The organism is Lactobacillus sp. Sy-1 (assembly GCF_019303535.1).
In the GTDB taxonomy this organism is placed as follows: domain Bacteria; phylum Bacillota; class Bacilli; order Lactobacillales; family Lactobacillaceae; genus Nicoliella.
The window spans coordinates 1080885-1093578 of sequence record NZ_JACCIU010000001.1 but is presented as its reverse complement, the minus strand read 5'-3'; the positions used below and the strand labels follow the sequence as shown (position 1 = coordinate 1093578).

The 12694-nt window shown below is 43.6% G+C and carries 11 protein-coding genes; all 11 read left to right on the top strand.

Annotated features, from left to right (window positions below; all coding sequences use genetic code 11):
- Positions 1-10: 10 nt before the first annotated feature.
- The 11 genes from argR to rsgA all read left to right on the top strand — a co-directional run bounded on the left by argR (position 11) and on the right by rsgA (position 12691).
- Positions 11-466 carry an arginine repressor gene (argR, locus tag HZL42_RS04625; protein WP_219054500.1) on the top strand — a complete coding sequence of 152 codons (456 nt, stop codon included), beginning with the start codon at positions 11-13 and terminating at the stop codon, positions 464-466.
- Between the two features lie 46 nt (positions 467-512).
- Entirely contained in the window at positions 513-2207 is a 1695-nt protein-coding gene (recN, locus tag HZL42_RS04620) for a DNA repair protein RecN (RefSeq protein ID WP_219054499.1), read from the top strand.
- Positions 2208-2285: 78 nt separating this feature from the next.
- Complete coding sequence (gmk, locus tag HZL42_RS04615) at positions 2286-2903, top strand: guanylate kinase (protein ID WP_219054498.1); 618 nt, start codon at positions 2286-2288, stop codon at positions 2901-2903.
- Positions 2903-3097 carry a DNA-directed RNA polymerase subunit omega gene (gene rpoZ, locus HZL42_RS04610; RefSeq protein WP_219054497.1) on the top strand — a complete coding sequence of 65 codons (195 nt, stop codon included), beginning with the start codon at positions 2903-2905 and terminating at the stop codon, positions 3095-3097. The genes gmk and rpoZ overlap by 1 nt, the downstream gene beginning before the upstream one ends.
- Positions 3098-3165: 68 nt before the next feature.
- Positions 3166-4389: a bifunctional phosphopantothenoylcysteine decarboxylase/phosphopantothenate--cysteine ligase CoaBC gene (gene coaBC / locus HZL42_RS04605; RefSeq protein WP_219054496.1), complete on the top strand. Its 1224-nt coding sequence runs from the start codon at positions 3166-3168 to the stop codon at positions 4387-4389.
- Positions 4390-4407: 18 nt separating this feature from the next.
- The gene (gene priA, locus HZL42_RS04600) at positions 4408-6819 is read left to right on the top strand and encodes a primosomal protein N' (protein ID WP_219282860.1); all 2412 of its coding nucleotides are present in this window, start codon (positions 4408-4410) and stop codon (positions 6817-6819) included.
- 13 nt (positions 6820-6832) lie between these two features.
- On the top strand, positions 6833-7783 hold the full coding sequence (gene fmt / locus HZL42_RS04595; RefSeq protein WP_219054495.1) for a methionyl-tRNA formyltransferase: 951 nt from the start codon (positions 6833-6835) through the stop codon (positions 7781-7783).
- Positions 7776-9113 carry a 16S rRNA (cytosine(967)-C(5))-methyltransferase RsmB gene (gene rsmB, locus HZL42_RS04590; RefSeq protein WP_219054494.1) on the top strand — a complete coding sequence of 446 codons (1338 nt, stop codon included), beginning with the start codon at positions 7776-7778 and terminating at the stop codon, positions 9111-9113. The genes fmt and rsmB overlap by 8 nt, the downstream gene beginning before the upstream one ends.
- 4 nt (positions 9114-9117) lie before the next feature.
- Positions 9118-9879 carry a Stp1/IreP family PP2C-type Ser/Thr phosphatase gene (locus HZL42_RS04585; RefSeq protein ID WP_219054493.1) on the top strand — a complete coding sequence of 254 codons (762 nt, stop codon included), beginning with the start codon at positions 9118-9120 and terminating at the stop codon, positions 9877-9879.
- A complete protein-coding gene (gene pknB / locus HZL42_RS04580; protein ID WP_219054492.1) occupies positions 9872-11770 on the top strand; it encodes a Stk1 family PASTA domain-containing Ser/Thr kinase in 1899 nt (632 codons plus the stop codon). Before HZL42_RS04585 ends, pknB begins: the two co-directional genes overlap by 8 nt.
- Before the next feature lie 39 nt (positions 11771-11809).
- On the top strand, positions 11810-12691 hold the full coding sequence (rsgA, locus tag HZL42_RS04575; RefSeq protein ID WP_219054491.1) for a ribosome small subunit-dependent GTPase A: 882 nt from the start codon (positions 11810-11812) through the stop codon (positions 12689-12691).
- Positions 12692-12694: the final 3 nt, after the last annotated feature.

The following is a 12694-nucleotide window of genomic DNA, read 5'->3' as shown; positions in this document are numbered from 1 at the left end:
GGGTTCTTAGATGAAAAAAAGAGATCGACAACACATGATCAAACAGTTAATTAGTAAGGAAGCAATTCGAAATCAAGCTGAGTTTGTAAAGATGCTTGATGAAGTCGGGGTTAAGGTAACCCAGGCAACGGTCTCTCGAGACATTAAGGAAATGCGGTTAGTAAAAGTACCCTCCCGTTCTGGTGGCTACAAGTATAGCCTTCCGCAAGAAAAAAAGATTAACATCGAAAAGAAACTGCAACAAGCAGTTGCGGATTCTTTAATTTCAATTGCGGTTCAGGATAAAAACGTTTTGATTAAGGTTTCACCAGGAAGTGGGGCCGTGATTAGTTCGTTGGTCGAAAAAATGAACTACGATGAAATTTTTGGAACGCTGTGTGATGACAACACAATTTTAATTATTTGCGTATCTGACCAGGCAGCCATTCAATTAAAAGACAAAATGAATCAACTAGTGGTAAAATGAAAAGACTTAGTGACAAGTCTTTTTTTAGTATAGGGGGATTTCTCCATTGCTACAGGAATTAAACATTAAAAATTTAGCGATTATTGACCACATTGAGGTCAATTTTGAAAATCATATGACCGTCTTAACTGGTGAAACCGGGGCCGGGAAATCAATTGTGATGGATGCCATTGGATTACTGGCTGGTGGTCGGGGCTCTAAGTCCTTAATCAGAACCGGAGCGGATAAGTTAGTTTTGCAGGGGCAGTTCGTTTTTCCTGCCGGAGGGCTGACCTATCGCTTATTAGATGAAATTGGCGTCGACCATGAGGACGGGAGTGTGATTTTACAACGTGAAATCACCCAGAATGGGCGGAACCTTTGTCGAATCAACGGCATGTTAGTAAATACAAACACCTTAAAACGGGTGGGCCAAACAATCGTTGATATCGAAGGTCAACACGACCATCAAGAGTTACTGCGCCCAGAACGCCACCTTCATTTGTTAGATGAATTCATTGGGAGCCCCATCAAGCAGGTCTTGGAACATTATCAAGAACGCTACCGGCGCTTCAAAAAGTTAAAACGCCTGGTTGAAGATAAAAATAGTAATCAACAACAATGGGCCCAGCATATCGACATGCTTCAGTTTCAAGTTAATGAAATTGCAGCTGCAAATTTACAGTTAACCGAAGAGGATGAATTGGTCCGGGAACGGGACCAGTTATTAAACCACCAAAAAATTAGCGATGCGTTAAAGGGGAGTTTTATTCACATCAATGGTGACGATACCTTGAGTCCAATCGACATGATTGGTGATGCAATGAACTCGATGCAATCAATTGAACAGTATGATGAAAGTTACCACGCAATCAGTGCAGATATTCAAAATGCATACTACGCACTTCAAGATGCTTCTAATCAAATTTCACACCAATCAGATTTACAGGAATTTGACGAAAACCGGTTAGCTGAAATTGAGGAACGCCTGGATTTAATTTACCAACTAAAGCGCAAGTACGGAGATTCAATTGAAAAAATCTTTCAGTACTACGATCAAATTAGTCGGGAATTAAAACAAACGGAAGCGGACCAAAGTGATAGTAACGACTTGGATAATCAATTGGCTACCGTTGAAAATGAACTAAAGCAGCTGGGCGAACAACTTAGTCGAATTCGGCATCAAGCTGCGATTAAACTGGAAAAGGCAATTCACCAGCAATTAGCAGATCTTTACATGGCGCAGACCCGTTTTGAGGTTAATTTCAAACCGTTGCCGGCGCATCACTACACTAGCAATGGGATTGAAACGGTTGAGTTTTACATTCAAACCAACCCCGGAGAAGGATTTCACGAGCTAGCCAAGATTGCTTCTGGGGGGGAACTTTCCCGGATCATGTTAGCGCTTAAAACCATTTTTGTTAGTTCCCAGGGCATTACCTCCATTATTTTTGATGAAGTGGATACTGGAGTCAGTGGACGGGTGGCTCAGGCAATGGCTGAAAAAATCAGTGCAATTGCTGAAACCGAACAGGTTTTGTGCATCACCCACTTGCCCCAGGTAGCCGCAATTGGTGATCACCATTATTTTATTGGTAAGCAGGTGGTTAAGGACCGAACGAAGACCACGATTAAAAAACTAGACCATGATCAACAGGTAACCGAATTATCCAGAATGCTAGCCGGGAAGAAGGTCACAAAATTGACCCTGGAACACGCTAGTGAAATGTTGAAGATGGCTTCCGAAAAGAAACACGGTTAATCGAAATTAATGGGTTGATAAATTACTTAAAAAAAGTGATAATATAAGTAATAGCTTATTTTGAGGGGACATTTAAAAATGGTTAAAAGAGGAATGTTGATTGTTTTATCAGGGCCTTCTGGTGTTGGTAAGGGAACTGTTAGAAAGGCACTTTTTAATGAACCTGACGTTGATTTTCAGTACTCAATTTCAATGACGACTAGAAAACCACGTGAAGGGGAACAAAATGGGGTGGATTATTTCTTCGTATCGAAGGAAGAATTCGAAGAAAAAATCAAGAATGGTGAGATGTTGGAATATGCTAAGTACGTTGATAACTACTATGGCACACCACTAGAATACGTTAATAAAACCCTCGAATCAGGAAGAGATGTTTTTCTTGAAATCGAAGTGAACGGTGCGATGCAGGTGCGTGCTAATTCACCTGAAGGGGTGTTTGTCTTCTTGACGCCACCTGATTTGCTAGAATTAAAGAACCGCTTAATTGGTCGTGGCACTGATGAAATGGACGTGATTAATAAGCGAATTCACACTGCCGTGAGCGAAATTAAGATGATGCGCAACTACGATTACGCCGTTTTAAACGACGAGGTAGCAAACGCCGTTGCAAGCATCAAAAACATCGTTAGAAGTGAACGACTTAAGGTAACCCGGGTAATGCCCGATTACCTTTCAATGTTAGGAGATGAAAATTAATGTTACTATACCCATCTGTTGATAAATTATTGACCCAAGTTAATTCTCGTTACTCATTAATCATGTTGGCAAGTAAGCGTGCGCACGAATTAGATGCCGGTGCTAAGCCACTATTGTCAGAATACAAGTCCCAAAAATCAATCGGAAAGGCGTTCGAAGAAATTGCTGCGGGCGTTGTTCAAATTGACCGTTAGACTGATTGTTTTACTCTAAAAACCCTTTGTGAAATTCACAAGGGCTTTTTTAATATTTGGAGGTCAAAATGATTAAAAATTTAAACGTAGCACTATACGTAACAGGGAGCATCGCAGCTTACAAGAGCTTAGTGATGACTAGGTTATTGGTTAAAGCTGGGGCTAATGTACGGGTCTTGATGACGGATGGAGCGTTAGAATTCATTCAACCGCTTAGTTTTCAGGCCTTATCCAAGCATTCGGTGATAACCAACCATTCGGCTGGGATGGATGCTGATCAAATTACTCACATCGAAGTTGCGCAGTGGACCGATTTAGCCGTAGTAATGCCTGCCGATGCCAATACGATTGCTAAGCTTGCGAACGGAATTGCTGACGATGTGATCAGCACCACGCTCCTCGCTACTGATTCCCAAAAGCTGGTTGTTCCGGCAATGAATGACCACATGTTAGCGAACCCAGCAACACAACGCAACTTAGCTACGATCAAACAGGACGGGATTGCAATTATCGCCCCCACCATTGGCTTTTTAGCCGAAGGTTACGCTGCGCCGGGTCGGATGGTGGAACCAGAGTTAGTAATGGAGCGGATTCAAACATTAGTTAAATTAAAGCAGACGCCACCAACCCATAGTCTTCGCGGCCGCCGGGTCCTAGTGACAGCAGGGGCCACCCGACAGCCGATTGATCCGGTCAGGTTCATTACCAACGCCTCTTCCGGAAAGATGGGGGTCTCAGTTGCAAAGGCAGCTGCAGACTTAGGCGCTGAAGTTACCTTAATTTGTGCGGACGTCCGGGTTTCAATTCCAGCCGGCATCAAGGTGGTCAACGTGGTAACTAGTTCGGAATTACAAGCGGCTGTGCTACAATTAATGAAGACAAATGACGTATTAATAATGACTGCTGCCGTTGCTGATTTTCAATCCGTACGGGTGCAACCCCAAAAAATTAAAAAAGCCGCTCAGTCTGATACCTTTACCCTCCATTTTAGGGAAGCTGATGATATTTTAAAGGCGGTGGCTAAGATTAAACGTTCGGACCAATATACGGTAGGCTTTGCTGCTGAGACTAACGATTTGCGTGAAAACGCTCTGAAAAAATTACGGTCGAAGGGACTAGATTTACTGGTCGCCAACGATGTTTCGAACCCGCAAATTGGGTTCAGTAGTGACGACAACCAGGTAACCTTCTTGCGGACCGACCATGCGCCGATTCAAACAAAGGTGTTGCCTAAGCCGGCAATTGCGGAACAATTGGTGGACTTGGTTGCTCAGGATTTAAACCAAAAATAAGAAGGGATTCGATTGACCGTGAAATTTGCACAAGTATTAGTTGACGTGCCAACAATGCAGACAAATAAGCCCTATACTTATAAGATTCCGGATGCACTGGCGAACGACTTACGGCTTGGCATTCGGGTCATTGTTCCGTTTGGGCGCGGCAAACGCAAGGTCCAGGGGTTTATCGTTGGCTTTACCGACCACGTTGAATACGCTGGAAAAATGAAGGCGATTGATTCCATTATTGATTTAACACCGGTGGTTAACGATGAGTTATTGAGCCTTTCCAAATGGCTGGCCCAAACGACCTTCGCCTTTCGAATTAGTTGTGTTCTTACCATGTTGCCTAGCGTAATGCGCGCAAAGTCGACTAAGATTTTGAAAACCAATGGACAGCCACTCCCCGATGCGTTAGTCGATTTATTTGGTGACCATTCCGAATTAGAGTATGATGAAGCCCGCTTCAATTCAGACCAGTTGGCAGCAATCATTAAGGCGGTGCAAAATGGCGAACTAGTGGTCGACTACGTGGTTAAAAATCAAGCGCGTGTAAAGCAGGTTTTAAAAATTAGCGCTACCCAATCACCGAACGAATTGCAAACCGTTCTTGCGGGGGTGCCCAAAAACGCTGTGGCGCAGCAAAAACTATTAAATTGGTTAATTGAAAACCCCACTGCCGAAGTGGCTCAGCCGAACTTGGTAAACCAACTTGGCATTCCAATTGCAACCGTTAATACGGCGGCCCAGCGGGGATGGTTAAAAAAGCAAAAGGTTGCGGTACTACGCGATCCTTCCAAACAACCGGTTGCAAGGAACTATCCGCTAGCACTTAATGGTGATCAACAAACGGCGGTTGATCAAATTGCCACTTCGATTACTAATTCTAATGACGACGTGTACCTACTGGAAGGGGTTACTGGCTCCGGGAAAACGGAAGTGTACCTCCAGGCAATTCAAAAGGCGCTGGTGGCTGGCAAAACGGCCTTAATGTTGGTGCCAGAAATTGCGTTGACCCCCCAAATGGTTAACCGGGTAAAGGGCCGTTTCGGTAACTTGGTAGCAATGCTACACAGTGGCCTTTCAATTGGCGAAAAGTATGATGAATGGCGGCGGATTAATTCCGGGCAGGCCCAGGTTGTGGTGGGGGCTCGTTCTGCGGTGTTTGCCCCGTTGGAAAATATCGGGGTCATTATCATGGACGAAGAACATGATAGTAGTTATAAACAAGAAGATACCCCTAGGTATAGTACCCGTGAAGTTGCTAAATGGCGGGGGAAATATAATCATTGTCCAGTTGTGTTGGGGAGTGCCACTCCTTCGTTAGAGTCGCGGGCGCGGGCTGGCAAGGGCGTTTATAAGCTTTTGATGATGCCCCATCGAATCAATAATCAATCCCTGCCAGCAGTTAAGGTTGTCGATATGCGCAACGTGATCGTAAACGACGGGCAAACTGATTTTTCTAAACCGTTGTTAGATGCAATTCAAGACCGTTTAAACAAGCACGAGCAGACTGTTTTGATGTTGAATCGGCGCGGATATTCTTCGTTCCTGATGTGTCGGGAGTGCGGATTCGTATTAAAATGCCCGAACTGCGACATTTCACTGACCATGCACTTGAAGGGGCGCAAGATGCAGTGTCACTACTGTGGCTTTGAACAACCAATCCCAAATGAGTGCCCCAATTGTCATGGACACCAGCTTCGCTCGTTTGGCACTGGAACTGAGAAGGTGGAACAGGCGCTCAACCGCTTGTTACCATCTGCCAGGGTGATCAGAATGGATGTTGATACCACTAAACGAAAGGGTGCCCACGAAAAGCTGTTAGCCCGTTTCGGCAGTGGCCAAGCGGATATCCTGCTCGGCACCCAAATGATTGCCAAGGGCCTGGACTTTCCGAACGTTACTTTGGTGGGGGTATTAAATGCCGATACCTCGTTAGAACTCCCTGATTTTCGGGCGAATGAGAAGACGTTTCAGTTATTGACTCAGGTTAGCGGGCGGGCTGGCCGTGCTGAAAAGAAGGGGGAGGTCTATATCCAAACTTATAATCCTGATAATAAGGCGATTCAATTTGCGAAGGACCAAGATTACGAGGCCTTTTACCGTTGGGAAATGCGGATGCGACACTTGGCTAATTATCCGCCATACTTCTTTACGGTCAGGGTAACCGCTAGTGCAAACTACGAAAATCAATCCGCCAGCGTGATTTATGAAGTGGACCGGTTCTTAAGGCAACACTTGACCAACCGGAATATTATCTTGGGGCCAACCCCCGCAGCGATTTCGAAAATTAACAATAAGTATTACTATCAATTAATTATTAAGTATAAGCACGAACCAAACCTACAATCGGCGTTAGAATCAATCTTGGATCAATATCAAGCTGCCACTCGGCACGGCGTTTACATTTCCATTGATTCGGAACCGGTTAGTTTTATGTAAGGAGTTGTTTTGAATGACATCAATCGTATTTATGGGTACCCCAGCGTTTAGCGTTCCCATTTTAAAGGGGTTAGTGGAAAATGATTACGACGTAAAGGCCGTCGTTACGCAACCAGATCGACCAGTGGGACGCAAGCGAATCTTGACCGCCTCACCAGTGAAAGAGGCGGCAGTTGAGTTATCGATTCCGGTCTTTCAACCAGAAAAGATTAGTGGCAGTCCTGAAATGGCCGAAGTCGTTTCATTAAAGCCAGACTTTATTGTCACCGCCGCATTTGGGCAGTTTCTTCCGGACGCGCTCCTTGCTGCTGCTAAGGTGGCTGCGATCAACGTGCATGGCTCATTACTTCCTAAGTACCGGGGTGGAGCACCGGTTCAATACTCGATTATGAACGGGGACGCCGAAACCGGCATTTCCATTATCTACATGGTTAAACAAATGGATGCCGGGGATGTGATTGAGCAATCAGCCCTTCCAATCGGCCCCACCGATGACACCGCCTCCATGTTTGAAAAGTTAAGCTTATTAGGCCGGCAAATGCTATTAGCCGTGTTGCCTAAGCTGATTGCTGGGACCGCTACTAGAACCCCTCAGGATCCTGATAAGGTGGTATTTTCCCCTACGATTAAGCGGGATGAAGAACGCCTTGACTTTACACAGTCTGCCCGCTTAGTGGATGCTAAGGTCCGGGCGTTACGGCCAGATCCAACCGCTTTTACAACCCTGAAGGGCAAGCGGACCAAGGTTTGGCAGACAACCCCGCTTACCGATGCCACTGATGCGGCACCGGGCGTGGTTGTTGAAAAGACTAAAAAACGGTTGGTGGTTGCTGCTGGAGACGGCACCACCATTCAATTAGATGTAATTCAACCAGCCGGCAAGCCCAAGCAAAAAATTAACGATTATTTGAATGGAGCGGGCCAAAGTATTCAAGTTGGGGAGCAGATTATAACCAATGACTAAGACAGACAATCCACGACAACTAGCTGTGAGCACCCTTACTAAGATCGAACAGGGGGCCTACTCTAGTTTACAATTGAACCAAATCATTCAAAACAGTAACATTGAGGAACGCGACGTGAATCTGTTGACCAACATTGTTTACGGCGTGCTCCAACATAAATTGACCCTGGAATATCAAATCGCACCGTTCATTAAAAATCCTAAGAAGGTGCAACCATGGGTATTGGTGCTGTTAAAGACGGCCCTATACCAAATGGAATACTTAGACCGGATTCCAACCCGGGCGATTTTTAACGAATCGATTAACATTGCAAAAGTCATGGGTCACGACGGAATTCGCAAGATGGTAACTGGGGTATTGCATCAAATTGACCGGAGTGGCCTGCCGTCAATCGATAAAATTAAGGACCCTTTAGAAAGAATGCAAGTTCAATTTAGCGTTCCATCATGGATCATTAAACAATTAGTGGACCAGGTGGGAACCACTAAAACGACCCACATTTTAGCATCGCTTAACCAACCGGCGAAGCAATCGGTCCGCATTAATACTGCTGAGGTTAGCAGAGACCAACTTGTTAGCCAGCTAAATCAAGCGGGCTTTACGGTTCATGATAGTCAATTAGCTACCGATGGACTCATCCTAACCGAGCGCTCCGCCAATTCTGCAGCTGAGTTTAAAAATGGCGAGTTAACAATCCAAGATGAAAGTGCGATGCTTCCGGTTGAAACAATGCCCATTCAGCCGCACCAATTAATTTTGGATGCTTGTTCTGCCCCAGGGGGTAAGACCACCCAAATCGCGGAAAAACTAGCTCAATTGGGGAGCGGACAGGTAATTGCCCTTGATTTGCATGAAAGCCGTTTAAAACAAGTGGTTAAAAACGCAAAACGGATGCACTTGAATGATTACGTTCAAACTAAGGCGCTAGATGCTAGAAAGTTAGCGACAGTCTACGCAGATGCGACCTTTGATCAGGTTTTAGTTGATGCTCCATGTTCAGGATTAGGCCTAATGCGGCGTAAGCCTGAAATCAGGTATGAAAAATCAATTCAAGATATTCAACACTTAGCCCAGATTCAGTTGGCGATTTTAGATTCGATTGCTCCCAAGATTAAGACTGGCGGACAGCTGACCTACAGTACTTGTACGATCATTGACCAGGAGAATCACGACGTGTTAGTTCAATTTTTAACGGCCCATCCAGAATTTAAGATGCAACCAATTGAACTGGGGAGTGTGGGTTCCAAAGCAGGTGAGGTTCGAATTTACCCCGATGATTTTGATTCAGATGGATTCTTTGTTGCTAATTTAGTAAAAACAGGTGATTAAATTAATGAATTTAAAAATCGCATACGAAACTGCCATTGGCAAAGTCCGGGCTAAAAATGAAGATGATGCCTCCTTTTTTTACGACCAAAATAATAATGCCTTGGCGATTGTTGCTGACGGAATTGGCGGGAACCGAGCCGGTGAAGTTGCTTCTAAAATGGCGGTCGAAGGGATTGGCAAGCGTTTTGAAAATGAACGAATCCAATCTGTGAAGCAGGCTTATAATTGGATTGCACAACAAATTAGTTTTGAAAACCATGAAATCCTATCAATTTCAATTAAAAACCAGCAGCTAAAGGGCATGGGGACCACCTTCGTTGGCTTTTTGAACATCGGTAACCAATATCTCATCTGTAACATTGGTGATAGCAGGGGGTATCTCTTGCGTAATAATCAACTAACTCAGTTGACTGAGGATCATTCATACGTAAATGAATTGATTAAGGCTGGTAAAATTAGTAAACAAGATGCCGCTAACTATCCCTATAAAAACGTAATCGTAAGGAGCCTAGGGATTTCTAGCAACGCGGAACCCGCCATTTCCGATGGCTCGATTAATCCTGCTGATCAGTTCCTACTTTGTAGCGATGGATTGACCGACTTAGTTTCTGAATCTGTAATTCAATTAATTATGCAATCGAGTCGGTCCACCCAGGAAAAATGTCAGCAGTTAGTTACATTGGCGAATCAAAACGGTGGCTCTGATAATATTACGGTCCTAATCATTGAAGCGCAGTTTGATCAAGGAGTTGATAATCATGAATAAGGGGCAATTACTGAATGCTCGTTATCGAGTTATCGGCCAAATTGGGCAAGGTGGAATGTCAGATGTTTACCTGGCAAGAGATCTTAAGACGGATCGCTTAGTAGCGATTAAATTTTTGCGGGTCGACTTTCGTGATAATCCACATACCAAGAGTCAATTCAAGCGTGAAGCCATGGCAATCAGTCGTTTAAATAGTGCGAATATTGTTAAAGTGTATGGATTTGAAGAGGCTGATGGAGTTCAATATTCAATCATGGAGTACGTTAAGGGAACGAACCTAAAGAACTACATTAAGATGCATGCCCCCATTTCTGTACCGAACGTAATTAAAATTATGAACCAGATTTTAGATGCAGTTTCCGTTGCGCACCAAAATAACATCGTTCACCGTGATTTAAAGCCTGAAAATGTTTTGATTGATGCTAACCAAAACGTTAAGATTACCGACTTTGGAATTGCCATTTTTTCATCTGAAAAAACGATGACGCAGACAAACTCAATTATTGGTTCGATTCACTACTTATCACCAGAACAGGTTCGTGGTGAAGTTGCCACGAAGCGCTCCGATATTTATTCGCTCGGGATCATTATGTACGAACTCCTAACGGGCCGGGTTCCATTTGACGGGGAAAATCCGGTTTCAATTGCATTAAAGCACTCTAGAGAACCACTCCCCCCATTAAATAATGATCAGATCAAAATTCCGGTAGCAATTGAAAACGTGGTTTTACAGGCGACTGCTAAGAACCCCAACGACCGATTCAATTCGATTCATGAAATGAAATTTGCCCTGGATGAAGCGCCCAAGTTAAAGAACGTGAAGCATTTTGTTAGTAGCCATTCATTGGATGCCGAAGATGAAACCAAAATTATGGACTTTAATGAGCTGAATGCGCTAGACAATACCGCTAGTGGTGAACAGCTACCAAGGATCAAAAAACACTCTGGTTGGGTGTTTTGGACGACTTGGATTAGCGTAGTATTCGGGGTTTTAATGGTTTTTTTACTCATTATTCACTTCTGCTTTGTTCAAGTCCCGTCCTTGAATGGGTTATCCAAGAACCAGGCAATTAAAGAGCTGCAAAAAAGTGGGTTAAAGGTTGATCATATCAAATATCAATATGCTGATAACGTTCCAATTAACCACGCCTTTGTGACCAATCCACCGACCAAAAGCTGGTTGTTGCGCAATAAGGCAGTTACGTTAGTCCTTAGCAATGGGGTCAGTAAAATTGATTTGAGCAACTACATCGGTCAAGATTATGATATTACCGCCAAAGAACTGGGCAATCAGGGTTTTACCGTTCAACGAGAATTTGCTAGTTCTGATACCTTTAGTAGTGGTAAAATTTTAAAACAAAATTTCGTTCCTGGGAATTCTTACAGTCCACGGGATAAAACGATTAAGTTTGTCGTATCTGACGGAATTAAAGAGTTCACGATGCGGCGCTTGATTGGCCTCAGTAAGGAAGAAGCGGCTAGTTACGTTGAAATGATGGGGCTTAACCCGACCTTTGATTACCAGTATAATGATGACTACCCAGCGGGGATGGTGTTCAATCAAAACCCTGATTCTGGATTGACCGTTTTTAACGGCGATAACGTCATTATTTCAGTCTCCAAGGGAGAAAAGACTAATAGTAACCAAAATGGTCCGCACACATTGAATGTAAATGTTAACTTACCGTACCAATCAAACGATAATAAATCCAACGTTATTGATATTTACGTAAAGGATAAGAATAATTCAATTGACCATCTTTACCGTAGAATTACAATTTATCAAGATACCAAGTTTATCATTCCATTCAAGTTAGACGGGAAGACGGCGGGTGAATATAAAATTGTCCGGGATGGGAAAACAATTAGTAACGTTAAAAACATTAACTAGTCATCTTTATAGTATAATAAATAAAAAAGGGGTGTTCAGTTGGCTAAGGGAAGAATTTATCAGTCATTAAGTGGTTTTTTTGATGTTCATTCAGACGGTAAGACATACCGGACGAGGGCACGGGGGAACTTTAGAAAACATGGTATTAAACCCGTCGTAGGCGACATTGTTGAATTTGAAAATGATTATATTTTAAGCGTTGATGAACGAAAAAATTCATTGGTGAGACCACCACTGGCAAATATCGACCAGGCAGTCGTGGTCACAGCTTCAACTGCGGCTGAATTTAGCATAAACCTTTTGAACCGGCAGTTAGTAGCGTTAGGCATTAGTCATATTAAGCCGATTATTTACTTTACTAAGGTCGATTTAATCGATGCAGAACGCTTTACTAAAATTAAGCAACTAGCGGCTGACTATCAACAAATTGGTTACACCGTGATTTATCCTACTGGTCAGGATGATAACGACTCCGTTACGGAGTTAAAGCGTCATTTTGCGGACGTAGTGACCGTTTTTATGGGGCAGACCGGGGCTGGAAAATCAACGCTTTTGAATAAAATCCTCCCTAGTTTGAATTTAGCGACTGGTGAAATTTCCCAGGCCTTAAACCGGGGTCGGCATACCACTAGAATGGTAACGCTGATTCCGATTGCCGGCGGATTAGTAGCTGATACCCCCGGGTTTTCTTCCTACGATACGTTTGATATCGATTACCGGGAAGTAAAAGATTATTTTCCAGAGTTTGTTCGAAACGCTCCCGATTGCAAGTTCAGAGGGTGTTTACATGTGAATGAACCTGGTTGTAAAATTAAAGCAATGGTGGCCGATGGTGAAATTTTAAAGAGCCGCTATGAGGATTACCTCCAGCTCTTTACCATGATCAAGAATCGCAAGCCAGTTTATAATAAAAAGAAATGAGGA

Excerpts from the sequence above, each read along its gene's own strand:
- argR (WP_219054500.1), top strand. The coding sequence starts at position 11 with ATGAAAAAAAGAGATCGACAACACATGATCAAACAGTTAATTAGTAAG.
- gmk (WP_219054498.1), top strand. The coding sequence starts at position 2,286 with ATGGTTAAAAGAGGAATGTTGATTGTTTTATCAGGGCCTTCTGGTGTT.
- rpoZ (WP_219054497.1), top strand. The coding sequence starts at position 2,903 with ATGTTACTATACCCATCTGTTGATAAATTATTGACCCAAGTTAATTCT.
- coaBC (WP_219054496.1), top strand. The coding sequence starts at position 3,166 with ATGATTAAAAATTTAAACGTAGCACTATACGTAACAGGGAGCATCGCA.
- fmt (WP_219054495.1), top strand. The coding sequence starts at position 6,833 with ATGACATCAATCGTATTTATGGGTACCCCAGCGTTTAGCGTTCCCATT.
- rsmB (WP_219054494.1), top strand. The coding sequence starts at position 7,776 with ATGACTAAGACAGACAATCCACGACAACTAGCTGTGAGCACCCTTACT.
- HZL42_RS04585 (WP_219054493.1), top strand. The coding sequence starts at position 9,118 with ATGAATTTAAAAATCGCATACGAAACTGCCATTGGCAAAGTCCGGGCT.
- pknB (WP_219054492.1), top strand. The coding sequence starts at position 9,872 with ATGAATAAGGGGCAATTACTGAATGCTCGTTATCGAGTTATCGGCCAA.